24 protein-coding genes are annotated in these 22,667 nt (G+C 68.9%); 15 read left to right on the forward strand and 9 right to left on the reverse strand.

Annotated elements, in window-relative coordinates; genetic code table 11:
- Window positions 1-29 precede the first annotated feature (29 nt).
- Complete coding sequence (gene cysS / locus ACMX37_RS05255) at window positions 30-1,505, forward strand: cysteine--tRNA ligase (RefSeq protein WP_483147837.1); 1,476 nt, start codon at window positions 30-32, stop codon at window positions 1,503-1,505.
- Here the strand turns inward: cysS and ACMX37_RS05260 are convergent.
- Complete coding sequence (locus tag ACMX37_RS05260; RefSeq protein ID WP_483147838.1) at window positions 1,502-2,119, reverse strand: 2OG-Fe(II) oxygenase; 618 nt, start codon at window positions 2,117-2,119, stop codon at window positions 1,502-1,504. The two genes, cysS and ACMX37_RS05260, sit on opposite strands and share 4 nt — an antisense overlap.
- 167 nt (window positions 2,120-2,286) lie before the next feature.
- On the opposite strand from ACMX37_RS05260, the gene ACMX37_RS05265 reads away from it, so the two are divergent.
- From ACMX37_RS05265 to ACMX37_RS05275, 3 genes are all read left to right on the forward strand, one after another.
- Entirely contained in the window at window positions 2,287-3,225 is a 939-nt protein-coding gene (locus ACMX37_RS05265) for a D-2-hydroxyacid dehydrogenase (protein ID WP_483147839.1), read from the forward strand.
- A 149-nt stretch (window positions 3,226-3,374) separates the two neighbouring features.
- On the forward strand, window positions 3,375-5,057 hold the full coding sequence (locus ACMX37_RS05270; protein ID WP_483147840.1) for an acetolactate synthase large subunit: 1,683 nt from the start codon (window positions 3,375-3,377) through the stop codon (window positions 5,055-5,057).
- A 110-nt stretch (window positions 5,058-5,167) separates the two neighbouring features.
- A complete protein-coding gene (locus ACMX37_RS05275; protein WP_483147841.1) occupies window positions 5,168-6,607 on the forward strand; it encodes an aldehyde dehydrogenase family protein in 1,440 nt (479 codons plus the stop codon).
- A gap of 20 nt (window positions 6,608-6,627) precedes the next feature.
- Here ACMX37_RS05275 and ACMX37_RS05280 read toward each other — a convergent pair whose 3' ends face one another.
- Complete coding sequence (locus ACMX37_RS05280) at window positions 6,628-7,053, reverse strand: hypothetical protein (RefSeq protein WP_483147842.1); 426 nt, start codon at window positions 7,051-7,053, stop codon at window positions 6,628-6,630.
- Window positions 7,053-7,256, reverse strand: coding sequence for a hypothetical protein (locus ACMX37_RS05285; protein WP_483147843.1), 204 nt, complete (start codon window positions 7,254-7,256; stop codon window positions 7,053-7,055). Before ACMX37_RS05285 ends, ACMX37_RS05280 begins: the two co-directional genes overlap by 1 nt.
- Before the next feature lie 123 nt (window positions 7,257-7,379).
- Here ACMX37_RS05285 and ACMX37_RS05290 point away from each other — a divergent pair, with 123 nt between their 5' ends.
- Window positions 7,380-8,060 (forward strand): S24 family peptidase, encoded by a 681-nt coding sequence (locus tag ACMX37_RS05290; RefSeq protein ID WP_483147844.1) that lies wholly within the window; start codon window positions 7,380-7,382, stop codon window positions 8,058-8,060.
- A gap of 41 nt (window positions 8,061-8,101) precedes the next feature.
- Window positions 8,102-8,743, forward strand: a complete 642-nt coding sequence (locus ACMX37_RS05295; protein WP_483148368.1) for an MBL fold metallo-hydrolase — start codon at window positions 8,102-8,104, stop codon at window positions 8,741-8,743.
- 181 nt (window positions 8,744-8,924) lie between these two features.
- On the opposite strand, the gene ACMX37_RS05300 is transcribed toward ACMX37_RS05295, so the two are convergent.
- On the reverse strand, window positions 8,925-9,320 hold the full coding sequence (locus ACMX37_RS05300; protein WP_483147845.1) for an MAPEG family protein: 396 nt from the start codon (window positions 9,318-9,320) through the stop codon (window positions 8,925-8,927).
- Between the two features lie 224 nt (window positions 9,321-9,544).
- On the opposite strand from ACMX37_RS05300, the gene rpmF reads away from it, so the two are divergent.
- From rpmF to ACMX37_RS05325, 5 genes are all read left to right on the forward strand, one after another.
- Window positions 9,545-9,721 (forward strand): 50S ribosomal protein L32, encoded by a 177-nt coding sequence (gene rpmF, locus ACMX37_RS05305; protein WP_086736123.1) that lies wholly within the window; start codon window positions 9,545-9,547, stop codon window positions 9,719-9,721.
- A 38-nt stretch (window positions 9,722-9,759) separates the two neighbouring features.
- Entirely contained in the window at window positions 9,760-10,845 is a 1,086-nt protein-coding gene (plsX, locus tag ACMX37_RS05310; protein ID WP_483147846.1) for a phosphate acyltransferase PlsX, read from the forward strand.
- Window positions 10,842-11,816, forward strand: a complete 975-nt coding sequence (locus ACMX37_RS05315; RefSeq protein WP_483147847.1) for a beta-ketoacyl-ACP synthase III — start codon at window positions 10,842-10,844, stop codon at window positions 11,814-11,816. Before plsX ends, ACMX37_RS05315 begins: the two co-directional genes overlap by 4 nt.
- Before the next feature lie 140 nt (window positions 11,817-11,956).
- On the forward strand, window positions 11,957-12,256 hold the full coding sequence (locus tag ACMX37_RS05320; protein ID WP_017665718.1) for an integration host factor subunit alpha: 300 nt from the start codon (window positions 11,957-11,959) through the stop codon (window positions 12,254-12,256).
- Window positions 12,257-12,275: 19 nt separating this feature from the next.
- Complete coding sequence (locus tag ACMX37_RS05325) at window positions 12,276-12,707, forward strand: MerR family transcriptional regulator (RefSeq protein WP_483147848.1); 432 nt, start codon at window positions 12,276-12,278, stop codon at window positions 12,705-12,707.
- Between the two features lie 5 nt (window positions 12,708-12,712).
- Here the strand turns inward: ACMX37_RS05325 and ACMX37_RS05330 are convergent, their stop codons facing one another.
- The 4 genes from ACMX37_RS05330 to ACMX37_RS05345 all read right to left on the reverse strand — a co-directional run bounded on the left by ACMX37_RS05330 (window position 12,713) and on the right by ACMX37_RS05345 (window position 18,343).
- On the reverse strand, window positions 12,713-16,135 hold the full coding sequence (locus ACMX37_RS05330; RefSeq protein WP_483147849.1) for a chromosome segregation SMC family protein: 3,423 nt from the start codon (window positions 16,133-16,135) through the stop codon (window positions 12,713-12,715).
- Between the two features lie 30 nt (window positions 16,136-16,165).
- Entirely contained in the window at window positions 16,166-16,915 is a 750-nt protein-coding gene (locus ACMX37_RS05335; protein WP_483147850.1) for a thioredoxin domain-containing protein, read from the reverse strand.
- Between the two features lie 112 nt (window positions 16,916-17,027).
- The gene (locus ACMX37_RS05340) at window positions 17,028-17,780 is read right to left on the reverse strand and encodes a DsbA family protein (protein WP_483147851.1); all 753 of its coding nucleotides are present in this window, start codon (window positions 17,778-17,780) and stop codon (window positions 17,028-17,030) included.
- Complete coding sequence (locus ACMX37_RS05345; RefSeq protein ID WP_088914781.1) at window positions 17,780-18,343, reverse strand: DUF721 domain-containing protein; 564 nt, start codon at window positions 18,341-18,343, stop codon at window positions 17,780-17,782. The genes ACMX37_RS05340 and ACMX37_RS05345 overlap by 1 nt, the downstream gene beginning before the upstream one ends.
- A gap of 14 nt (window positions 18,344-18,357) precedes the next feature.
- Here ACMX37_RS05345 and ACMX37_RS05350 point away from each other — a divergent pair, with 14 nt between their 5' ends.
- The gene (locus tag ACMX37_RS05350; protein ID WP_483147852.1) at window positions 18,358-19,401 is read left to right on the forward strand and encodes an A/G-specific adenine glycosylase; all 1,044 of its coding nucleotides are present in this window, start codon (window positions 18,358-18,360) and stop codon (window positions 19,399-19,401) included.
- On the opposite strand, the gene ACMX37_RS05355 is transcribed toward ACMX37_RS05350, so the two are convergent.
- Window positions 19,398-19,619: a hypothetical protein gene (locus ACMX37_RS05355; protein ID WP_483147853.1), complete on the reverse strand. Its 222-nt coding sequence runs from the start codon at window positions 19,617-19,619 to the stop codon at window positions 19,398-19,400. The genes ACMX37_RS05350 and ACMX37_RS05355 overlap by 4 nt on opposite strands.
- Before the next feature lie 118 nt (window positions 19,620-19,737).
- On the opposite strand from ACMX37_RS05355, the gene ACMX37_RS05360 reads away from it, so the two are divergent.
- The 3 genes from ACMX37_RS05360 to ACMX37_RS05370 are packed head-to-tail and all read left to right on the forward strand — an operon-like array spanning window position 19,738 to window position 22,633.
- The gene (locus tag ACMX37_RS05360; protein ID WP_483147854.1) at window positions 19,738-21,057 is read left to right on the forward strand and encodes a serine hydrolase domain-containing protein; all 1,320 of its coding nucleotides are present in this window, start codon (window positions 19,738-19,740) and stop codon (window positions 21,055-21,057) included.
- Entirely contained in the window at window positions 21,057-21,950 is an 894-nt protein-coding gene (gene nudC, locus ACMX37_RS05365; RefSeq protein WP_483147855.1) for an NAD(+) diphosphatase, read from the forward strand. The genes ACMX37_RS05360 and nudC overlap by 1 nt, the downstream gene beginning before the upstream one ends.
- Window positions 21,947-22,633 (forward strand): DsbA family oxidoreductase, encoded by a 687-nt coding sequence (locus ACMX37_RS05370; RefSeq protein ID WP_483147856.1) that lies wholly within the window; start codon window positions 21,947-21,949, stop codon window positions 22,631-22,633. The genes nudC and ACMX37_RS05370 overlap by 4 nt, the downstream gene beginning before the upstream one ends.
- The last annotated feature ends 34 nt before the right edge of the window (window positions 22,634-22,667 follow it).

The raw sequence follows: 22,667 nt of genomic DNA on the forward strand, positions 1-22,667 counted from the left end.
GGTGACGGATTGGGGCAAAGGCCCCGCCCATGACCGACGCGCCTCTCAAGCTGTTCAACTCGCTCACCCGTTCGCTCGAGGTGTTCGAGCCCGTCCACCCGGGCGAGGCGCGCGTCTATACCTGCGGGCCGACGGTCTATAATTACCCCCATATCGGCAATATGCGCGCCTATGTCTTCGCCGATGTGCTGGGGCGGACGCTGAGCTGGAAGGGCTACGCGCTCACCCACGTCATCAACATCACCGATGTTGGCCACCTCACCGACGATGCCGACGCGGGCGAGGACAAGATGGAGAAGATGGCGGCCGAGAAGGCCCAGTCCATCTGGGACATCGCCGAGCACTACAAGCAGGCCTATTGGGCCGACGTGCGGGCGCTCAATATCCGCCAGCCTGCGCAATGGACGATCGCGACCGACTACGTCCCGCAGATGATCGAATTCGCGACCGGGATCGCGGAGAAGCACTGCTACGAACTGGATAGCGGCCTCTATTTCGACGTCTCGACTGTCGCCGATTATGGTCGGCTGGCGCGGGCGCAGACCGAGGAAGGCGAAGGCCGCATCGAGGCCGTCGAGGGCAAGCGCAACGCCGCCGACTTCGCGATCTGGCGCAAGACCCCGCCGGGCGAGAGCCGCCAGATGGAGTGGGACTCGCCGTGGGGGCGGGGCGCCCCCGGGTGGCACCTCGAATGCTCTGTCATGTCGGGCGAGGTGCTCGGTTTTCCCTTCGACATCCACACCGGGGGAATCGACCACCGCGAGATCCACCACCCCAACGAGATCGCGCAGAACCAGGCATTCTGCTGCACGAACGGCCTCGACGACCCGAGGAATTCGGGCGCGAAGATCTGGATGCACAACAACTTCCTCGTCGAACGATCGGGGAAGATGTCGAAGTCGAGCGGAGAGTTCCTGCGGCTGCAACTGCTGGTCGACCGGGGCTACCACCCGCTCGCCTACCGGCTGATGTGCCTCCAGGCGCATTACCGCAGCGAGCTGGAGTTCTCGTGGGAGGGGCTGGGCGCGGCGCTGACGCGGCTTAAGCGGATGGTGATGGCCTTCGACAAGTGGCACGGAAAGCTCTCCCTGCCGCCGCGCGAGGTCCCCGGCGACAGCTGGGAGCGCGAGCGCGCGACCCGTGATCTGGTGGCGCGTTTCGATGCGGCCATTGCGAACGACCTCAACACTGCCGAGGCACTGACCGTGCTCGAAGAGATATTCGGCATGAAGCGCCTCGCCCCCGAATGCGTGGTCACGGCGGCGGCGAAGATGGACTGCGTGCTCGGTCTCGGTCTCGGGACGCTGCGGCGCGAAGACCTGCGCATCCGTCCCAAGCTGGCCACCATCAGCGAAGCCGAAATCGAAAGCGCGCTGGCTCGCCGCAAGGAAGCGCGCGCCGCCAAGGACTTCGCCGCCTCGGACGCGCTCCGCGACGAACTCGCCGCGCAGGGCGTCGAGGTGATGGACGGCGATCCGCTGGCGTGGGAGTGGAAGCTCGGCTAGTGCGATGCCGCCCGGCCCCGGGGGCGCATCATCCAGAACACCAGTGTGAAGCGCGCATCGGCGAAATCATTGCCGGGCAGGCTGATCGGGGCGACCTCGTGCGGGGCCATCGAGGAGAAGGCCACGAGCCGGTCGTGACGCGGTTCGATCACCTGACGTCCCTCGCCCGCAAGCGGATAGAACACCAGTTCCCCGCCCGAGAACCGCCGCGGGCTGCGGTGGAGGTAATAGACGAGGCTCAGCACCCGCACACCATCGGTGAACCCCCGGTTGCGTCCGGTTGCGGTGTCGATGTGCTTGCCGAAGCGGTGCCCGTCGCAATGCGCCACCAGATCGAGATCGCGCATCCCGGGTTCGAAATCGCGCACCCCGGTGACGGCGCGGATATGGTCGGCGTGGCCATCGAAGGCCGCCCGCACCGGCGCGAGGCGATCGCCAAGGTCGCCGGAAAAGGACAGCGACGCGCGAAAGTCAGGGTCGATCACCGAGTCCCTGCCACTGTCGTAGACCGTCGAGGGGGCAAAGTCCTCCCGCCGCGCCAGCGCGAATTCGAGCAGGTCCGCCGCCGCCTCGCTCCCGAGAAAGTCGTCGATGATGCAGACCGGCATGAGCATGGCGCTCCGGTCTATGCGGAGCGCGCCGGGTGTCAAGCGCACGGCCTGCCCCCGTTCCGGCAGGGCGCCCGCGCCGCTCCGCAGGGGATCGTGCTTGCGGTCCCGTGCCGGCCTGCCTGCTTTGGCAGGGGTGGCGTGGCTCGCTTTCCGGCAGTAACGGTCGCGCCATGACCATTCTCGCCATTTCCGGCCTGATCCGGCCGATGCTCGAACACCGTCTGCCTGAGGGCCTCGACGTGCGCTGGTTCATGACCCGCGAGGAGGCGCTGGACGCCGTCGCCGAGGCCGAGATCGGCTGGTTTGACATGAACGACCAGCAGGCGATGGCCGAAACCCTGCGCGCGGCGAAGAAGCTCAATTGGCTCAATTCGATCTATGCGGGCCTCGATTTCCTGCCGATGGATGTGCTGATCGAGCGCGGGATCACCGTCACCAACGGGGCGGGGATCAATGCGATCACAATCGCCGAATATGTCGTGATGGGGATGCTCACCATCGCCAAGGGCTACCGCGAGGTGGTGCGCGCGCAGGAGCGGCGCGAATGGCTGCTCGATTCGCCCGGCAAGCGCGAACTGGCGGGATCGAAGGCGCTGCTGCTCGGCTACGGCGCGATCGGCAGGCTGATCCAGCCGCGGCTCGAGGCGTTCGGCGTCGAGGTCAGCGTTGTGCGTCGCTCGGGCGGGGAGGGCACGCTCGGCCCGGACGAATGGCGTGCGCAGCTCGACACATTCGACTGGGTGATCCTCGCCGTCCCCGCCACGCCCGAGACGGAAGGCATGGTCGGGGCCGCGGAACTGGCGGCGATGAAATCGGACTGCGTCATCGTCAACATCGCGCGCGGCTCCGTGGTCGACCAGCCGGCGCTCGTGGAAGCGCTTGAAAAGAAGGCGATCGGGGGCGCGTTCCTTGATGTCACCACCCCGGAGCCGCTGCCGGTCGACCACCCCTTGTGGGGGCTCGACAATGCCCATGTGACCATGCACCTGTCGGGCCGCGCGCAATCGAAGATGTTCCAGCGATCGGGCGACCGCTTCCTCGACAATCTCGGCCGCTATCTGCGCGGGGAGCCTGTCGCCCCGGTGTTCGACCCGCGCCTCGGCTACTGACCCCGGGCGACGGGCCGCTTTCAGGCTTGGCGCTTTTCTGCAATACTCGCCCCGCGTGATCCGCCATCACGGTGCGGTCACACGCGCGCGCTAACCTGCGGAGGGCTCGCGTGCGAGGCCGGGGGGCCTGAAAAAGGGGGGAGTACCACATGAGCGATACGCAGAAGGCATCGGACCTGTTCATCGAATGCCTCGAGGCCGAGGGCGTCGAATACATCTTCGGCGTGCCGGGGGAGGAGAACCTCGATTTCCTCGAGAGCCTGTCGAAGTCGGAGAAGATCAGGCTGATCCTCACGCGGCACGAACAGGGCGCCGGCTTCATGGCGGCGACCTATGGCCGCCACACCGGCAGGACCGGCGTGTGCATCGCGACGCTCGGCCCGGGCGCGACCAACTTCGTCACGGCGGCCGCCTATGCCCAGCTCGGCGGGATGCCGATGCTGATGATCACCGGCCAGAAGCCGATCAAGAAGTCGAAGCAGGGCCGTTTCCAGATCCTCGACGTGGTCGGGATGATGACCCCGATCACCAAGTTCACCCACCAGCTCGCCAGCGCCGACAACATCCCGAGCCGCGTGCGCGAGGCGATCCGGCTCGCCGAGGAGGAGAAGCCGGGCGCGGTCCACCTCGAATTCCCCGAGGATATCGCCGAGGAGCACACGAACAGCCGGCCGCTCGCCGCCAGCCTCGCCCGCCGCCCCTCCGCCGAGGAGAAGGCCGTGCGCCAGGCGGTGCTGGCGATCGAGCAGGCCAAGGCCCCGATCCTCGTGATCGGCGCGGGCGCCAACCGCAAGATGACCGGGCGGATGCTGCGCCAGCTGATCGACAAGACCGGCATCCCCTTCGTGACGACCCAGATGGGCAAGGGCGTGGTCGACGAGCGTCACCCGCTGTTCCTCGGCTGCGCGGCGCTTTCGGCGGGCGACTTCGTCCACCGCGCGATCCAGGACGCGGACTGCATCGTCAACATCGGCCATGACGTGATCGAGAAGCCGCCCTTCTTCATGCGCAACGACGGCGAAGGGCCGGTGGGTTCCGACAGCCCGCCCACGGTGATCCACGTCTCGACCCGCACCGCCGAGGTCGACCCGGTCTACTTCCCCCAGATCGAGGTGATCGGCGACATCGCCAACGCGATCTGGCAGATCAAGGAGGACATCGTCCCGCAGGGGCGGTGGGACTTCCGCCGGATGCTCGAATACCGCGCGGCAGAAGTGGCGCACACCGAGCCGCTCGCGAACGACACCCGCTTCCCGATCTTCCCGCCGCACCTCGTCAAGCAGGTGCGCGGCGCCATGCCCGAGGACGGGATCATCTGCCTCGACAACGGGGTCTACAAGATCTGGTTCGCGCGCGGCTATACCGCCTATCTCCCCAACACCGTGCTGCTCGACAATGCGCTGGCGACGATGGGGGCGGGGCTGCCTTCCGCGATGATGAGCGCGATGCTCTATCCCGATCGCAAGGTGATGGCGATCTGCGGCGACGGCGGGTTCATGATGAACAGCCAGGAGATGGAGACCGCGGTGCGCCTCGGCCTCAACCTCACCGTGCTGATCCTGCGCGACGATGCCTACGGGATGATCCGGTGGAAGCAGGCGAACATGGGGTTCAAGGATTTCGGCCTGACCTATGGCAACCCCGATTTCGTCCAGTATGCCGAAAGCTACGGCGCGACCGGGCACCGGGTGACCTCGTCCGAGCACCTCACCGACCTGCTCCAGCACTGCCTCGCCACGCCGGGGGTGCACCTCATCGATTGCCCGGTTGACTACACCGAGAACGACCAGATCCTGAACATCGACATCAAGCGGCTGTCGAAGGAGCTGTAGGGTCGAAATCCGTTCGCCCTGAGCTTGTCGAAGGGCTGCACTTTCTTTCGAACCTGCGCCAAAGATGAAGGGCAAGGCTTCGACAAGCTCAGCCCGAACGGAGGATGGGAATGTCCCAGCTCAAGTCCACCTACCCGCTCTACCTCAACAACAAGGCCGTCCAGCCCAACACCGATCTCGAGGTGACGGACAAGTACACCGGCGAGGTCGCCTTCCGCACCGCGCTCGCCACGCCCGACGTGATCGAGGAAGGCATCGCCGGCGCCGTGCGCGCGGCGGAGCCGATGGCGCGGCTCGCCTCCTACGAGAAGCAGGACGTGCTGATGCACTGCGTCAAGCGGTTCCGCGAACGCTTCGACGAGCTTGCCTATGCCCTGTGCGTCGAGGCGGGCAAGCCGATCAAGGATTCCGAAGGCGAGGTCACACGCCTGATCGACACCTTCCGCATCGCGGCGGAAGAGGCGGTCAGGAACTACGGCGAGGTCCAGCCGCTCGACATTTCCCCGCGCGCCAAGGGCTATCAGGGCATGTGGAAGCGCGTTCCCATCGGCCCGTGCAGCTTCATCTCGCCGTTCAACTTCCCGCTCAACCTCGCCGCGCACAAGATCGCGCCCGCGATCGCGGTCGGCTGCCCCTTCGTGATGAAGCCCGCCTCCAAGACGCCGTTGGGGGCGATCATCATGGGCGAGGTGCTGGCCGAGTGCGACGTGCTGCCCGAGGGCGCCTTCTCGATCCTGCCCGCCAGCCGCGACGGGGCGGACCTGTTCACCGAGGACGAGCGGCTGAAGCTGCTCTCCTTCACCGGCTCGCCCGGGGTGGGCTGGGACCTCAAGGCCAAGGCGGGCAAGAAGAAGGTCGTGCTCGAACTGGGCGGCAACGCGGCGGTGATCATCGACAAGGACGCCAATCTCGACGACGCGCTGGAGCGGGTGATCTTCGGCGCTTTCTACCAGTCGGGCCAGTCCTGCATCGGCGTGCAGCGCATCCTGATCCATTCGCAGGTCTATGACTGCTTCAAGGCGATGCTGGTCGAACGCGCAGGCAAGCTCGTCGCGGGCGATCCCAAGGACCGCAACACCTTCATCGGCCCGATGATCTCGAACGGCGAGGCGAAGCGCCTCAAGGGCTGGATCGACGAGGCGGTCGGGGCCGGCGCGACCCTGCTGTGCGGCGGGGGCCTGAGCCGCGGCAACATGCTGGAGGCCACCTTGCTCGAAGGCGTGCCGGACGACGCCAAAGCGAAGAACGAGGAAGCCTTCGGGCCGCTCGCCATCCTGCAACGCTTCGACCATTTCGGCGAAGCTCTGGAGGAGGTGAACAACTCGAAATTCGGCCTTCAGGCGGGGATCTTCACCCGCGACCTGTTCCAGATGTTCGACGCCTGGGACCGGCTCGATGTCGGCGGTGTCGTCATCAACGACGTGCCGAGCTACCGGGTCGACAACATGCCCTATGGCGGGGTGAAGGATTCAGGCCTCGGACGCGAGGGCATCCGCTTCGCGATGGAGGACATGAGCGAGATCCGGAATTTGATCATTCGCAGAACCTGATCCTCCCCTGAAGGGGAGGATTACCCCTCCTCCAGCAGCAGCAGCACGGCGGTGACTTCCAGCCGCTCCATTGCGCCGAAGCGGTGATCGACCTTGGTGATCGTGGCGTCGGCGACCAGCTGGCCGGGGATCGCGAACTCGTGATCGGGCAGCTGCTCGATCAGCTCCTCGCCCGCGGCCACCGCCTCGGCGCCGCAGAACTCCAGCACCACGGCGTGGCGCGTGCCCGAAAAGGTGATCGAGGCCCAGGCCTTCTCCTCGTGCGAGAGGATCGTGCCGGCCCCGCCGGTGATCAGCAGCAGGGCGCTGCGCACCCGGTCCGCCAGCGAGCGCCGCGCGCGCAGGGCCGCCGGCACGCCGAGCGGGAAGGGGGCGGACTTCACCTCGATCTGGTCGAAGGGCGCGGTGAGGTGGGCGAAGGGATCGCCGCAGCTTTCGGTGAGCATCAGGCCATCCCCCTCGTCTGTTCCGCCGACCCGTCGGCATAGCCCTGCATCCACGCGCGGGTGCGCAGTTCGGTCTCGCGGCGCGGGGTGCGACCCATGCGCAGGTCGAGCACGAAGCGCGGATCGTGGGCGGCTAGGCGCCCGAACTTGGTGGCGGGCATGGCGTGTTCCCTGAGGAATGTCTCGATGGTTCGAAGCAGCATGGTTTTGCGTCCCTGTTGGTGCCGAGTCGAAGGATTTGCATCGGGCGAATCGCTCGATGTTCCTGAAATGTTCCATGATTTTTCGTGCTTGTCTAGGAAAAATCCTTCGTGTAGGAAGTATCCATGATGCAAACCCAACAGAATGCTGCCGAGGGCCTCTCCGGACCGCGTGCCCGGCTGCTTGAACTGGCGCAGGCGCGCGGGGCGAGTCTCGCCGCCCTGTCCGAATTGCTCGGGCGTAACCCGTCCTACCTCCAGCAGTTCATCCGCAAGGGCAGCCCCCGCAAGCTCGAGGAACAGGACCGCGCGACGCTCGCGCGGTTCCTTGGTGTGGGCGAGGAGGAACTGCGCGAGGCGAAGGATAATTCCTACGTAAAGCCCCTTAGGCGCCGTGACGGGGGCGAGTGGGTCGAGGTGCCCCGGCTCGATCTCGGCGCGGCCGCCGGGGCAGGGCGCGTGCCCGGCGGGGAGGCGGCCTTCGATGCCTTCCGCTTCTCGCGCCGCTGGCTGGAGGAGCAGGGCCTCGCCCGCGCCGAGCTGTCGGCAATCCGGGTCGAGGGGGATTCGATGGAGCCGCTCCTCAACGACGGCGACGAGATCCTCGTCGACCGCGCGCCCCGTCCGTTCCGCGACGGCATCCACGTGGTCCGCGTCGGCGACACCCTGATGGTCAAGCGCGTCGCCAGCGCCGGACCGGGGCGCATCGCGCTGCTCTCGCAGAACCTCGCCTACCCGCCGGTCGAGGTTGCGGCCGAGGAGGTCGCAATCATCGGGCGGGTTGTGTGGAAGGGGGGGCGCGTTTAAGTCCCCGTTTCATGACCGACACCCCCGCACCCCAACTCCCAATGCGCGCCGCGATCATTCCGGTGACGCCGCTCCAGCAGAACTGCTCGCTGATCTGGTGCACCAAGACCATGAAGGGCGCGCTGGTCGACCCGGGCGGGGATCTCGACAAGCTGAAGGAGGGCGTCGCCAAGGCGGGCGTCACGCTCGAGAAGCTGCTCGTCACCCATGGGCATCTCGACCATTGCGGGCAGACGGGGATGCTGGCGGACGAGCTGGGCCTGCCGATCGAAGGCCCGCACGAGGATGACCGCTTCTGGATCGACCAGCTCGATGATGACGGCCCGCGCTGGGGGATGGTGGCCAAGAGCTTCACGCCGACCCGCTGGCTCAAGCACGGCGACACGGTGACGGTGGGCGAACTCACGCTCGACGTGATCCACTGTCCCGGCCACACGCCGGGCCACGTCGTCTTCTACCACGCCCCCAGCCGCTTCGCGATCGTCGGCGATGTGCTGTTCCAGGGCTCGATCGGCCGCACGGATTTCCCGCGCGGCAATCACCAGGACCTGATCGACTCCATCACCCAGCGCCTCTGGCCGCTCGGCGAGGACGTCACCTTCATTCCCGGCCACGGTCCCACCAGCACCTTCGGGCGCGAGCGCAAGACCAACGCCTTCGTGAGCGACTACGCACTGAGCTAGAGGGCGGGCCGCATGTCCACGCGCCGCTACTGGACGCTGCGCATCCTGCTGGCGCTGCTGACCGTCATCCCGCTCTACTTCGGGTTCGTCTGCGCGAACTCGCGGTGGTGCTTGGCGCGGTCGTGCTGTTCGGCCTCGTCGAGCAGCCCTTGGCCGAGCGGCGCCGGCGCGGGCGGCGGGGTTAGAGAACCCTTGCACCCACCAGCGCCGCAACCACGGCGAGGCCCAGCAGCACCAGCATCGTCACCAGCGTGCCGACCATCCGGCCCCAGCCCCAGTTGCCGCCGTCCATGCCGAAGCCGTGCAGCACCCGGGCGATCATGTAGGCCGCCGCGACCAGGCTCAGCCACCCGCCGCCCTTGCCGGCCAGCTCGATGGCGGCGATCAGCGCCAGCACGAAAGGCGTGTTCTCGACGAAGTTGGCTTGCGCCCGCATCCGGCGCTGCAGGCTGTCGCTCCCGCCGTCGCCGACGCTGATCGACAGCGCGCGCCGCACCGCGCCGATGCGGATCGAAAGCCACAGGTTGAGCACGGCCGCAGCGGCCGCTGCCGCGAGCGTCACGGGAAGCATGATCATGGATGAGATCCCCTCGTTGATGTGCCCTCGTGCTAGGGCGCGCGCTCGCGGGTTGCAACGCGCGATTTTTCCGCTATAGCGCGCGCCTTCCCGCCGCTGCTGGCCAAGGAAAGCCCGCACAGCCTCGCGCTTGTGCGCCAGCCCTCCTTGCCGTAAGGGCGGCCTTCGAGAATCGCAGGCGCCCCGTGGCGCGCACGTTGTTTATTTGAGGAATTGGTGCCGCCATGGCTGTCCCCAAGAGAAAAGTTTCGCCTTCCCGTCGCGGCATGCGTCGCTCGCACGATGCCCTGAAGGTCGAGGCGTTCCACGAATGCCCGAACTGCGGCGAGCTGAAGCGCCCGCACAACATTTGCGGCCACTGCGGCCACTATAACGGGCGTCAGGTTGTCGCCGTCGGCTGATCGCCGCTGGCTTGGACAATAGACCGGAGATGAGCGCCATGAGCCTGCCCCGTATCGCTGTCGATGCGATGGGCGGAGATGAAGGCGTGCGCGTGATGGTCGAGGGCGCGGCCCTCGCCCGCCGCCAGCACGACAAGTTCAAGTTCCTGCTGGTGGGCGATGGCGCGCGGATCGAAGCGGCGCTCGACAACCACCCGAACCTGCGCGCGGCCTCGGAAATCCTCCATTGCGACGACGTGGTGGGCGGGGACGAGCTGCCCAGCAAGGCGATCCGCCGCGCCAAGACCACCTCGATGGGTCTTGCCGTCAACGCGGTGAAGACCGGCGATGCCGGCGCCGCGGTCAGCGCGGGCAACACCGGCGCGCTGATGGCGATGAGCAAGCTCGCCCTCAGGACCATGCCGGGGATCGACCGCCCCGCGCTCGCCGCGATCATGCCGACCTTGCAGGCGCATGACGTGGTGATGCTCGATCTCGGCGCCAACACCGATGCCGATGCGAGGAACCTCGTCCAGTTCGCCGTGATGGGCGCGGCTTATTCGCGGATCGTCAACGGCTTCGACAAGCCGGTGGTCCGCCTGCTCAACATCGGCACCGAGGAGATCAAGGGCACCGAGGCACTGCGCGATGCGGCCGCGATGCTCACCGCCGCCTCGGCGGGCGACGGACTCGCGCTCCAGTTCGACGGCTTCGTCGAGAGCGACAAGATCAACCGCGGCGAGACCCATGTGGTCGTCACCGACGGCTTTTCGGGCAATATCGCGCTGAAGGCGATCGAGGGTTCGGCGCGCTTCGTCACCGACCTGCTGCGCCAGGCCTTCACCTCCTCGCTGCGGAGCAAGATCGGCTTCCTGGTCTCGCGCCCCGCTACCGAGCTGCTGCGCCACCACCTCGATCCGAACAACCACAATGGCGCGGTCTTCCTCGGCCTCAACGGCGTGGTGGTGAAGAGCCACGGCAGCGCCACGGCCAGGGGCGTCGCCCATGCCGTCGCGGTGACCGCTCGGCTGCTGGAGAACAAGCTGACCGAACGGATCGCGCAGGATCTCTCGCGCCTCGGCGAGGGCGCGCTGCGCCAGAACGGTCGCGCTGCGACGCCGAAGGACAGCGAGGCGACTGCGTGACCGGCTCGCGCTTGCTCGGCACCGGTTCGGCCCTGCCGCGCCGGATCGTGACCAACGCCGAACTGGCGGAGAAGGTCGACACCTCGGACGAATGGATCACCGCGCGCACCGGCATCCGCCAGCGCCACATTGCCGGTGACGACGAGAGCACTTCCACCCTCGCCATCGCCGCCGCCCGCGCCGCGCTGGCGGATGCCGGGGTCGAGGCATCGAGCATCGGGCTGATCGTCCTTGCCACCGCCACGCCCGACAACACTTTCCCCGCCACCGCCACCAAGGTGCAGGCCGCGCTCGGGTGCAACGGCGGGATCGCCTTCGATGTCGCCGCGGTGTGCTCGGGCTTCCTCTATGCCCTGAGCGTCGCCGATTCGCTGCTGCGGACCGGCATGGCGAAGCGCGCGCTGGTGATCGGCGCGGAAACCTTCAGCCGGATCCTCGACTGGGAAGACCGCACCACCTGCGTGCTGTTCGGCGACGGGGCGGGGGCGGTGGTGCTCGAGGCGCCCTCGGGCGAGCCGGGCGGCAAGGACGCGCCGGGCATCCTCGCCTCGCGGCTCCATGCCGACGGGGCGCAGCACGATCTGCTCTATGTCGATGGTGGCCCCTCGACCACCCGGACCGTCGGCCATGTGCGGATGCGCGGGCAGGAAGTGTTCCGCCACGCAGTCGTCAACCTTTCGGGCGTTCTCAAGGAAGTGCTTGAGGAGACGGGCATTTCTGCCGAGGCGATCGACTGGGTCGTGCCGCATCAGGCCAATGCCCGGATCCTCGATGCGACCGCGAAGAAGCTCGGCATCGCGCCCGAAAGGGTGATCGTCACGGTGCAGGATCACGCCAACACTTCGGCCGCCTCGGTGCCGCTGGCGCTCGATGTCGCGCGCAAGGACGGGCGGATCAAGCCGGGCGATCTCGTCATGCTCGAGGCGATGGGCGGCGGCTTCACCTGGGGTGCGAGCCTCATCCGGATGTGACCGCGCGGGCGACCGTCTGTCCCTTTCACTAACACAATTGCTGAAAACTCAAGTCCCGGCATGGCATCGCTTTGCAAAGGCGCGAGAAAAATCGTAAGCAGAAAACCTTCTTTCGGGTCGCGCCGCGAAGGAGAAATCGCATGATGCGTTCGGTTGGGACTTTGACCCGCGCCGATCTGGCGGAGACCATCAATCGCAAGATGGGCTTCAGCCGGGCCGAGTCGCTCGATCTGGTCGAGGCAATTCTCGCCAAGATGAGCGATGCGCTCGCCAAGGGCGAGAACGTGAAGATTTCGGGATTCGGCAGTTTCGTCCTGCGCGACAAGAACGAACGGATCGGCCGCAATCCCAAGACCGGGATCGAGGTGCCGATCACCCCCCGCCGGGTGATGACCTTCCGTGCGAGCCAGCTGCTCAAGGAACGGATCGCCAAGGGGTGACAGCAAGAGGTGAGGCCAGATGACCGGGTTCGATGACGGCAAGGACGAGGGCGCGCTGCGCACCATCGGCGAAGTCAGCGAGGCACTCGGCATCCGGCCTCACGTGCTGCGATACTGGGAAGCGCAGTTCCCGCTGCTGAAGCCGCTGAAGCGCAGCGGCGGGCGGCGCTACTATCGCCCCGCCGATGTCGAGCTGGTCAAGACCATCGACCGGCTGGTGAACCGCGAAGGCTATACCCTGAAGGGCGCCGAGGCGGTGCTGCGCGCCGCGGCGAAATCCCCGGTCGACCGCCGCAAGGACGATCGGCGCAGCGGCGACCGCCGGGCCGATGCCGAAGAAGGTGCCGCGCCCGGGGTGCGGGTGGTGGTCCCCGAAGGGCCCGACATGGCCGAGATCATCGCCGGGCTGAAGGCGGTGCGCGCGAGGCTCGCGGCGGCCCTGGAGGCCTGACCGGCTTATTCCGCCGCCAGCAGCGCGGCCTCTCCCAGATCGACGCTGACGAGGCGCGAGACGCCTTTCTCGGCCATCGTCACCCCGAACAAGCGGTGCATCCGGCTCATCGTCACCGCGTTGTGGGTGACGATCAGGTAGCGCGTCGTGGTGGTGCGGACCATCGAATCGAGCAGGTCGCAGAAGCGTTCGACATTGGCATCGTCGAGCGGCGCGTCGACTTCGTCCAGCACGCAGATCGGGGCCGGATTGGTGAGGAACAGCGCGAAGATCAGCGCCGTGGCGGTCAGCGCCTGCTCCCCGCCCGACAGCAGCGACAGCGATTGCAGCCGCTTGCCCGGCGGCTGGGCGTAGATTTCGAGGCCCGCTTCGAGCGGATCGTCGGAATCGACCAGCGCCAGATGCGCCTGCCCGCCCTCGAACAGGCGGGTGAAGAGCACGCGGAAATGCCCGTCGACCGCCTCGAAGGCGGCGCGCAGCCGCTCGCGGCCTTCCCGGTTCAGGCTCCCGATCGAGCCGCGCAGGCGGGCGATTGCCTCGACCAATTCGGCCTGCTCCTCGGCGCTGCTGCCATGTTCCTGCTCGATCCGGGCGAGTTCGTCGGCGGCGACGAGGTTGACCGGGCCGATCCGCTCGCGCGCGGCGGTGAGCTTTTCCAGCTCGGCGGACTCGTCGGCAGCGGGGGCGAGGTCGTTCTCGTCGAAGCCGAAGCGTTCGCCCAGCAGCGGGGGCGGGCACTGGAATCGTTCGCCCGAGATGCGGGCCATCTCAGCGCGGCGCAGCTCTTCGTTCTCGGCGCGCGCGGCGAGGCTGGCGCGGCTCTCGCGGGCCTGCGCCAGCACTTCGGTCGCCTGCGACAGCGCCGTATCGGCGGCGCGCTGGCGGGCGTCGGCCTCGCGCATCACCGCATCGGCGGCGGCGAGTTCCTCGGCGAGGCGGTTGCGCGTCGCCTCGCCCGCCTCGATCTCGGCGGCCAGCATCGCGGGCTTCCCGGCGTGGACCGCGTGTTCCTCGGCGATCTCGGCGAGGCGGCGGGTGGTCTCGGCCATGCGCCGCTCGGCATCGCTGGAGCGGGCCTGCCATCCGGCATGATCGGCCGTCTGCGCCGCAAGCCTTTCGCGCGCCACGGCAAGCGCCTGGTCCTGCGCGGCGAGATCGGCGAGGGCGGCCTGCACCGCGGCGCGGGCGGCGGCGTTCTTCGCCTGCGCCGCCTCCAGCGCGGCGCGTCCGGCATCTTTGGCGGGAAGGCGCGTGCAGGCTTCGCGGGCCGTTTCGACCTCGCCCTTCGCGGCGGCGACCTGTGCGTCGATGTCCGAGGCGCTGGCGGCGAGTTCGGCGAGGCGCGCGGCGAGGCGTTCCTTGGCGGCCTCGGCCTGATCGAGCCGCCGCAGTGCCTGCCGCTCGGCCTCGATCGCGCCTGCGATGCTGCGTTCCTGCGCGACGAGGCCTGTCTGCAAAGCCGCGAGTTCCTCGCGCACGGCCTTGTCCTCGGCCTCGGCAGTGGCGGCAGCGGCGCGCAGAGGGGGAAGGGCGGCGTCGAGTTCGGCAAAGCGGTTGGCGGCTTCAAGCTGCGCCGCCTCGGCCGCGCCTTCGCCGCGGGCGACGAAACCGTCCCAGCGCCTGAGGTGCCCGGCGCGGGTCACCAGCCACTCGCCGGGCGCGAGCGCGCGGCCGTCGTCCTCGTCCACGCAATGCACCAGCGCAAGCCGGGCGGCGAGTTCCCCGGGGCATTGCGAGAGGCGCCGGGCAAGACTGTCGGCCACCGGCTCCGGCGCGGCGGCCCCGGTCCAGAAACGCCCGTCCGGCGTCCCCGCGGGCGCGCCCAGCGGCGACTTTCCGTCGCGCCCGAGCACCGCGGCGAGCGCGCGTTCGTAGCCGGGGGTGACGGTGACGCGGTCGAGCGGGGTTGCCATGCCCTGCCGTCCGGCCTCGCGCTTGGCCCGCGCCTCGCGATCGCGGGCGAGGGCGGTGTGCTCGCGCTCGACCCCGGCGAGTTCGGCGCGTGCGGCGGCGAGCGCACTTGCGGCCTCGTCGCGCGCGGTCTGCAATTCGCCCTTGCGGGCCTGATCCTCGGCGAGCTTCGCGCGCAGCCGCGCAAGGTCGTCGGCGGCAAGGTCTGCCGCCTCGCGCGCGGCGATGACGTCGGCTTCGGGATCGCCCGCGCTTTCGAGATCGGCGCGGGCGCGGGCGATGCGCGCGGCCTCTGCCTCGATCCGGGCGAGGCGGGCCTGCGCCTGCTCCACTGCGGCCTCGGCGACGCGCCATTCGGCCTCGACCCCGGCCTGATCGGCGGTCGCTTTCGCCAGCGCGAGCTCGGCGGCGCGGGCAGCGCGTTCCTTGTCCTCGGCCTTCTCGGCGAGCAGCGGGCGGGCCGCTTCGGCGGCGGCGGCGGCCTCGCGGCTGGCGGCGAGTTCGTCGGTGAGCCGCGCCAGCGCCTCGACCGCGGCATTGGTCAGGCGGTCGGCATCCGAGCGGTCCTCCTCGAGCCGCTTGCGCTGCCGTTCGAGATCGGCGAGCCGCGTTTCGGCGGCGTCGAGCTTCTCGGCAAGCGCGGCCATGCGGTGCCCGTGGGCGCTGGCATCGTCGCGCCGGTCGGCAAGTTCGTCGCGCGCTTCGGCGAGCGCCTGCGCGGCCTCGGCCTGCTGCTTCTGGGCGATCTCGACCAGCTTCTGCGCCTGCGCGACCTTGGTCTCCGCCTCTTGCGCTGCGGCGCGTGCGGCCTTGGCGGCGGCGGCGGCCTCGCGCCAGCGGGCGAACAGCAGCCGCGCCTCGGCGGCCTGAATCCGGTTCGTGAGTTCGGTGTAGCGTTCCGCCTGCTTGGCCTGCCGCTTCAACGAGGCGATCTGGGCGTCGAGCCCGGCCATCAGGTCCTCGAGCCGGGCGAGGTTCGCCTCGGCCCCGCGAAGCTTGCTCTCGGCATCCTTGCGCCGGACGTGGAGGCCGGCGATCCCCGCCGCTTCTTCCAGCATCGCGCGGCGTTCGGCGGGCCTTGCGGCGATCACCTGCGCGATCTTGCCCTGGCTGACGAGCGCCGGCGAGTGCGCCCCGGTGGCGGCATCGGCGAAGGTGAGCGCCACGTCCTTGGCGCGCACGTCGCGCCCGTTGACGCGGTAGGCGCTGCCCGCCCCGCGCTCGATCCGGCGGGTGACGACCAGCTCCTCGCCGCCGTCATCCTCGGCGTGAAGCACCACCTCGGCGAAGTCGCGCGGCGGGCGGGTGGAGGTGCCCGCGAAGATCACGTCCTCCATCCCGCCAGAGCGCATCGACTTGGCCGAGGTTTCCCCCATGACCCAGCGGATCGCTTCCAGCAGGTTGGATTTGCCGCAGCCGTTGGGGCCGACGACCCCGGTCAGCCCGGGCTCGATGCGCAGTTCCGCCGGCTCGACGAAGCTCTTGAACCCGCTGAGCTTGAGCCGGTGGATCTGCATCGGCTGACTTGGCGCCCCCGCCCGTCAGCCTCAGCGCGCGCCGGCGCGCTGGAGCGCCGGTTCGAGCACGTCCCAGGTGGTGCCTTCCACCCGCTGGCCGTTGAGGAAGAAGGTCGGGGTTCCGGTGACCTTGTCCTTGGCCTGATTGGCCTCGACGGTCTTGACCAGCGCCTCGATCTTCGTGGTGTCGGCGAGGCAGGCGCGGCCCTGATCGGCGCTGAGACCGCGCGCCGCGAAGAATTCGAGCAGGCCCGTCGCCTCCCCGATCGCGACGAACCGCTGGTTCAGCGGCAGCGCGCCTGCCGCCTGCACCGCCTGCGGGTTGCCCTGAAGGCCGGTGAAGACGGTCTCGAGGTTCTGCCACACCTCGTCCGAGAGCGGCTGGAACTGCTCCTTGGCCCCGCACTGGGCGAGGGTGGCGATCACCGCGTCGAAGGGATTGAGGAAGATCTCGCGCTGCTCGAAGCTGACGACACCGCTGGCGACATACTTGTTCTTGAGCGGCTCCTTGCCGGTCTTGGCGAAGTTGGCGCAGGCACCGCAGGTGTGCGAGGCATACTCGACCAGCTTGAGCGGCGCATCGGGGTTGCCCATCATGTAGCCGCCCTCGGGCGTGATGGTGACGACATTGGTCCACTGCTGGCCGGCGGGCGGCGCGACGGCGGGCAGGGGCTCGCCCCTGGCACCGGCGCCGTCGGTGGTCGCGGCATCGTCGCAGGCGGCCAGCATCAGCGGCGCGAGCGCGAGCAGGGGAAGGGCGAGCAGACGGGTCTTGATCATCGTCGGGGCAATCCTCGGGACAGCGAAGGGAAAGGGATAACCCCTGAGAGGCGGGAGCGGCAAGCGCGCCCGCGTCCGGGGGCTGTGAACAGTGTGAACAACTCGCGCGGGGTCAGCCCGCGGTGGGGGTGAACTTTGCCGAGAGCACGGGGTAGAGCCCCTCCCAGCTGTAGACATCCTCAAGCAGCTTGCCGTCGAGCGCGAAGCTGGGCGTGCCGGGGACGGCGAATTCGGCGTAGTCGGCCTTGGCATTGGCGAGAATGGCCTTGGCGGCGGTGTCGTTGGCGACGCAGGCGTCGAGCTCGGCGCGTGACTGGCCGCGGCGCACCAGCATCTCGGTCAGCCCGAGCGCGGCGGCGGCATTGGCGCGGCCGGCCTTGTCGCCGCGCTCCCAGATCGCCTGCTGGCTGGCGGGCGCCGCGCGAGCCTTGCCGAGCCAGTCGGCCTGGGCGAGCATCAGCGCCTGGTGGCGGCCCTTGAAGCCCGCCGGATCGCCGCACTGGGCCAACAGGGTCACCGCGAGGTCGAGCCCGTTGCGGATCACCGGGCGCACCTCGACGTTCAGCTTGCCCGGCTTCAGCAGCACGATCTCGAGCGCCGGTTCCCCCCGCGCGGCGAAATCGGCGCAGTGCGGGCAGGTGTAGCTGATGAACTCGATGAGCTTCGTGTCCGCTGCCGGATTGCCGATCAGGTGGCCGCGCGCGGTGCGGGCGATGGTGGTCTGCCAGTTGCCGGGGTTCTCCGGCTGGCCGAAGGCGCTGCCCGGGCGCGAGAGGTCGGCCGGCTGCTGCTGCTGCGCGGTCACCGGGCCGGTCGCCAGCGCCATGAGGGCGGCGGCGGCGGAAAGGAGGAGGGGCTTGGTCATCACGTCTGGTCGTCCTGAGGGGTGTCGGCTTCGCTGTTCGAGAGGCTGCGGGCGAGCGATTCGAGCACGGTGCGCAGTTCCGGATCGCCGATATCGCGCAAGCTGTCGCCCAGTTCCAGCGGGATCGGCTTCAGGGAGGGCGGGGGGCGCACCGGTCTGCCGTCGGCGGGCGGGGTGACGGCGCCCTGCCTGAGCTTGACCCGTGCGACCGCGCGGTAGCCGAAGAAGCGGTTCACCCGCTCGATGATCTCGGGGATGACCTGGGTGATGAGCGGCGCATGGGCCGGCACCACCACCAGTTCGAGGATGCCTTCGGCCTTCTCGCCCGGGGGAAAGCGGATCGCCTCGGGGCTGCACACGCGGGCGTGGGCCGGGCCGACGATCTCGGGCCAGCGGGTGACTACCGAGGACTGCACGAAGCCGAAGCGGCGGAAGGCGGTGCGGCCGATTTCCGGCATCAGGTCGCCGATCGCGCGCGCGCCCTGTCCGCGCGGGCGGGCATAGGGCTTCGGAGCGGCCTTGCCGGTGCTTTTCTTGTCGCTTCCCATGTCTGCGCCCGCCATGCCATAGGCGGCGCGTGACTGCCAGCATCTCCGCGCCTCTGCTGTCCTGGTACGACGGGAACGCCCGCGACCTGCCGTGGCGCCTGCCGCCGGGGAGCGCGCTGCCCGATGACCCGGCATGGCCCTATCGCGTGTGGCTGTCGGAGGTGATGCTCCAGCAGACCACGGTGGCGGCGGTGAAGCCCTACTTCGCGAAGTTCGTGAGCACCTGGCCGACGGTCGAGGCGCTCGCCGCCGCGCCCGACGATGACGTCATGGCGGCATGGGCGGGGCTGGGCTACTACTCGCGCGCCCGCAATCTGGTGAAATGCGCGCGTGCCGTGGCGGAGCGGGGCGGCTTTCCGCGCACCGAGGCCGAGCTGCGCGCGCTTCCCGGCCTCGGCGACTACACCGCCGCCGCCGTGGCTGCGATCGCCTTCGGCGAGCGGGCGGTGGTGGTCGATGCCAATGTCGAGCGGGTGGTGGCGCGGCTCTTCGCGATCGACGAACCCCTGCCGGGCGGACGCAAGGCGATCCGCGCCGCGGCGGACAGGATCACGCCCGAGCGGCGCGCGGGGGACTTTGCGCAAGCCCTGATGGACCTCGGCTCGCATATCTGCACCAGCAAGTCCCCGCGCTGCCTGCTCTGCCCGCTCGCCGAATGCTGCGAGGGTCGCCGCGCAGGCGAGCCGGAACGCCTGCCGGTCAAGCCCGCCAAGAAGGCGGTGCCGGAGCGGCGGGGCACCGCCTACTGGATCACCCGCAACCGGGGCGCCGAGGTGTGGCTCGTCACCCGTCCGCCAGAGGGGATGCTCGGCGGGATGCGCGCCCTGCCGGACGACGGCTGGAGCGCGCGCATGGACGGATCGGGCACGCCGCCGCTTGCGGGGGAATGGCGCAGCCTCGGCGCGGTGCGGCACGGCTTCACCCATGCCAGCCTGACGCTGGAGGTGAGGGCGCTGGAAAGTGCGGAGGAACCAGCTAGCGATGGCAGCTGGTGGCCGATCGAGCGGATCGGCGAGGCGGGCCTCGCGACGCTCTTTGCGAAAGCAGCGCAGATCGCGCTGGCGGCGGACTAGAGGATCCCGCCGCCCAGCGTCAGCCTGACGCCCGCGATCAGCAGCACGATCAGGCAGAAATTGCGCCCGCCGTCCTTCGAGGACAGGGCACCAATGATGATCCCGACCACGATCAGCGGCAGCGCGAACCAGTTGGCCCAGCCCAGCAGGGGGATCTGCGCGGGGATCACGATCACGAGGCTGACAAGCCCGACGAGATAGGCGAGGATGTTGAGCATGTGTCTTATATGGCTAATACGCCCCGGGATTGCAAGCGCCCCCTGTCCCCCCGATTGACCCGCGCCGCGCCCTGCCGCAGACATGACCGCGACGCATCCATCCGGAGATTCTCCCCCCATGCCGACCAACGCCTTCGCCTCTCCCGTGATCTCGCGCCGCGCCCTGTTCCGCAGCGGCGCGCTGCTGGCCGCAGGCGGCGCGCTATCCGGGCTGCCCTTCGGCCGCGCGCTGCTGGCGCATGACGTTGCCGAGGAGTGGCCCGCGGTCGCGGCGATGGCGAACAAGTATGTCGGCACGCGCAAGCTCGCCAACCTGTTCCTGACCTTCGGCTGGGGGCAGGAAGACCACGCCCACACCGTCGGCGGCGGCACCTTGTCGCTCGCCAAGCCGGCGCCGGTGGACGAGAATTCGCTCTACCGCATCTACTCGATGTCCAAGCCGATCACCGGCATGGCGACGATGATCCTGATCGACGAGGGCAAGCTCGGCCTCGACCAGCCGCTGCACGAAATCCTCCCCGCCTTCCGCAACATGCAGGTGCTGGTGCGCCCGGACGCCGACCTGATGGACACCGAACCGGCGATCCGTCCGATCACCATCCGCCAGCTGCTCACCCACACCGCCGGGCTGGCCTATCAGATCAACCCGAAATCGCCGCTGGTCGACGCCTACAGCGCCGCCGGGCTTGTCGGCGGACGGGTGAGCCGCATGCCGATCCCCGGCTTCCCGCCGGTGACCCCCGCGCCCAATCTCGCCGAATGGGCCGACCGCCTCGCCGAGCTGCCGCTGATGTACCAGCCGGCGACAAAGTGGAACTACAGCTGCTCGATCGACCTGCTCGGCCGGGTGATCGAGGTGGCGAGCGGGATGGCGTTCGAGGCCTTTCTCAAGAAGCGCATCTTCGACCCCTGCGGCATGACCAGCACCTGGATGCAGGTCCCCGCGAGCGAGGTGCACCGCCTGACCGACAATTACGGCATCCTCGGCAGCAATGCCTTCCCGCTCGATCCGGCGGCGAATTCGGTCTACCTCGATCCGCCCGAGGTGCCCACCGGCGGCGGGGGCCTGGTGTCCTCGCCCAAGGACTATGACCGCTTCCTCAGGATGCTGCTCGGCTATGGCCGGCTCGACGGCAAGTTCGTGATGAGCGAGGAGGCGGTGCGCGTCGGCACCTCGAACCTCATCCCGGCCACGGTCGACCTCAAGGGGAGCTGGATGGAAGGCGAGGGCCACGGCGCGGGCGGACGCTCGTCCGGCACGACCTTCGGCTGGGGCGGGGCGGCGGGCACGCTGGCGGCGGTCGATTTCGAGCTTGGCCTGCGCAGCGCGCTTTGGACCCAGTACATGCCGTCGGAAGCCTATCCGATCCGCGACGAATTCCTCGCCGCGATGGAGAGCGACCTCGCGGCGATGCGCGCGAAGAAGAAGGCCGCCTGATGCACGCCCCCGCGTCTGCGCCGCTAATGGCCTTCGCCGGATCGCCGATCGACCGGGCGGACCAGATCCGCGTCGATGATGCGGCGCTGGCGGGCCTGATGAACTGGCGCGCGAGGGTGCTGCTGCTCGACGGGCTGCTGCCTGGGGTGGACGAGCAGGGCGGGCTCGTCTGGGGCTCGCTGGCGGATGTGCCCGAGGAGGCCGAACTGGTGTTCCTCGGGATGCTCGACGGCAAGGCGCACTTCGCTCCCGTTCCTGCCGAGGGCGCGGAGGGCCCGGCCTATGCCATGCCGCGGGCGTGGCAGCTGATGACCCAGCTCGCGCCGCCGGACCTTGCGATCTACGGCGGGGCGAGGAGCCTTGTCGACTGGCACGCGCGGCACCGTTTCTGCGCGCGCTGCGGCTCGCCGACGAAGCTCGTCAAGGGCGGCTGGCAGCGGCACTGCGACAATTGCGGCGCGGACCACTTCCCGCGCACCGATCCCGTCACGATCATGCTGGTCGAGCATGAGGACAGGCTCCTCCTTGGCCGCCAGCCGCGCTTCCCGCCGAAGATGTATTCCGCGCTCGCCGGCTTCGTCGAACCGGGCGAAACCATCGAGGAAGCGGTCGCGCGCGAGATCCACGAGGAGGCTGGCGTCAGGGTGCGCGACGTGAAATACATCGCCAGCCAGCCCTGGCCCTTCCCGAGCCAGCTGATGATCGGCTGCACCAGCGTGGCCGACGATCCGGCGCTCAACATCGACAAGACCGAACTCGAGGACGCCCGCTGGTTCACCCGCGCCGAGCTGATGGAAGCGCGTGCGGCGGGGGAGGCGGGGACGGACCTGCTCTACTTCCCGCGGCCCTTCGCGATTGCGCACCATCTGGTGTGCTGGTGGCTCGACCGATGACAGGTCATCGCCTTGTCATCGACATCTGGTCGGATGTCATGTGCCCGTGGTGCCTTATCGGTTATGGCCAGCTGACGAAGGCATTGAAGGAACTCGAAGGCGAGATCACGGCCGAGATCCGCTGGCGACCCTTCGAACTCAACCCCCAGATGCCCCCCGAGGGCGAGGAGCAGGAGGCCCACCTCCGCCGCAAATACGGCCGCCCCGCCGAGGAAGGCGCGCGCATTCGCGGCCAGATGAAGGCGATCGCCGAGGAGGCGGGGGTGTCGTTGTCCTACGAGGGCGAGGACGAGGCCCCGCCGGCGATGATGTGGAACACCCGGGATTGCCACAAGCTGCTCGCCCTCGCGCTGGAAGAGGCCGGCCCCGAGGTGCAGACGGCGCTGAAACTCGCGCTGTTCCGCGCCCATTTCAACCAGCGCCGCGACCTCTCGAACCGGTCGGTGCTGCTCGATATCGCCGCCTCGGCCGGCCTCCACCGCGAGGCGGCGAAGGCGGCGCTCGATGATCCCGCGCTCGAGGCCCGCGTCATCGCCGAGGAACAGCAGGCCTGGGATCTCAACATCTCGGGCGTTCCGGCGATGGTCGTCGAAGGCAGGTTCCTGATCCCCGGCGCGCAGTCGCCCGAGGTCTATGTGAATGCCCTGCGCCGCGTTGCCGCGAAGGCGCGCGCGGCGGATTGACCCATATTCGGGGCGGGGGGCTGTCCGTCAGCCA

This window comes from Porphyrobacter sp. THAI-01a (genome assembly GCF_056868655.1).

Coding starts and splice junctions, on each gene's coding strand:
- ACMX37_RS05320 (WP_017665718.1), top strand. CDS start 11,957: ATGATGCGTTCGGTTGGGACTTTGACCCGCGCCGATCTGGCGGAGACC.
- rpmF (WP_086736123.1), top strand. CDS start 9,545: ATGGCTGTCCCCAAGAGAAAAGTTTCGCCTTCCCGTCGCGGCATGCGT.
- ACMX37_RS05370 (WP_483147856.1), top strand. CDS start 21,947: ATGACAGGTCATCGCCTTGTCATCGACATCTGGTCGGATGTCATGTGC.
- ACMX37_RS05295 (WP_483148368.1), top strand. CDS start 8,102: ATGCGCGCCGCGATCATTCCGGTGACGCCGCTCCAGCAGAACTGCTCG.
- ACMX37_RS05345 (WP_088914781.1), bottom strand. CDS start 18,343: ATGGCGGGCGCAGACATGGGAAGCGACAAGAAAAGCACCGGCAAGGCC.
- ACMX37_RS05335 (WP_483147850.1), bottom strand. CDS start 16,915: ATGATCAAGACCCGTCTGCTCGCCCTTCCCCTGCTCGCGCTCGCGCCG.
- ACMX37_RS05260 (WP_483147838.1), bottom strand. CDS start 2,119: ATGCTCATGCCGGTCTGCATCATCGACGACTTTCTCGGGAGCGAGGCG.
- ACMX37_RS05360 (WP_483147854.1), top strand. CDS start 19,738: ATGCCGACCAACGCCTTCGCCTCTCCCGTGATCTCGCGCCGCGCCCTG.
- ACMX37_RS05285 (WP_483147843.1), bottom strand. CDS start 7,256: ATGCTGCTTCGAACCATCGAGACATTCCTCAGGGAACACGCCATGCCC.
- ACMX37_RS05300 (WP_483147845.1), bottom strand. CDS start 9,320: ATGATCATGCTTCCCGTGACGCTCGCGGCAGCGGCCGCTGCGGCCGTG.
- ACMX37_RS05275 (WP_483147841.1), top strand. CDS start 5,168: ATGTCCCAGCTCAAGTCCACCTACCCGCTCTACCTCAACAACAAGGCC.
- ACMX37_RS05355 (WP_483147853.1), bottom strand. CDS start 19,619: ATGCTCAACATCCTCGCCTATCTCGTCGGGCTTGTCAGCCTCGTGATC.
- ACMX37_RS05280 (WP_483147842.1), bottom strand. CDS start 7,053: ATGCTCACCGAAAGCTGCGGCGATCCCTTCGCCCACCTCACCGCGCCC.
- plsX (WP_483147846.1), top strand. CDS start 9,760: ATGAGCCTGCCCCGTATCGCTGTCGATGCGATGGGCGGAGATGAAGGC.
- ACMX37_RS05340 (WP_483147851.1), bottom strand. CDS start 17,780: ATGACCAAGCCCCTCCTCCTTTCCGCCGCCGCCGCCCTCATGGCGCTG.
- ACMX37_RS05270 (WP_483147840.1), top strand. CDS start 3,375: ATGAGCGATACGCAGAAGGCATCGGACCTGTTCATCGAATGCCTCGAG.
- nudC (WP_483147855.1), top strand. CDS start 21,057: ATGCACGCCCCCGCGTCTGCGCCGCTAATGGCCTTCGCCGGATCGCCG.
- ACMX37_RS05330 (WP_483147849.1), bottom strand. CDS start 16,135: ATGCAGATCCACCGGCTCAAGCTCAGCGGGTTCAAGAGCTTCGTCGAG.
- ACMX37_RS05265 (WP_483147839.1), top strand. CDS start 2,287: ATGACCATTCTCGCCATTTCCGGCCTGATCCGGCCGATGCTCGAACAC.
- ACMX37_RS05325 (WP_483147848.1), top strand. CDS start 12,276: ATGACCGGGTTCGATGACGGCAAGGACGAGGGCGCGCTGCGCACCATC.
- cysS (WP_483147837.1), top strand. CDS start 30: ATGACCGACGCGCCTCTCAAGCTGTTCAACTCGCTCACCCGTTCGCTC.
- ACMX37_RS05290 (WP_483147844.1), top strand. CDS start 7,380: ATGATGCAAACCCAACAGAATGCTGCCGAGGGCCTCTCCGGACCGCGT.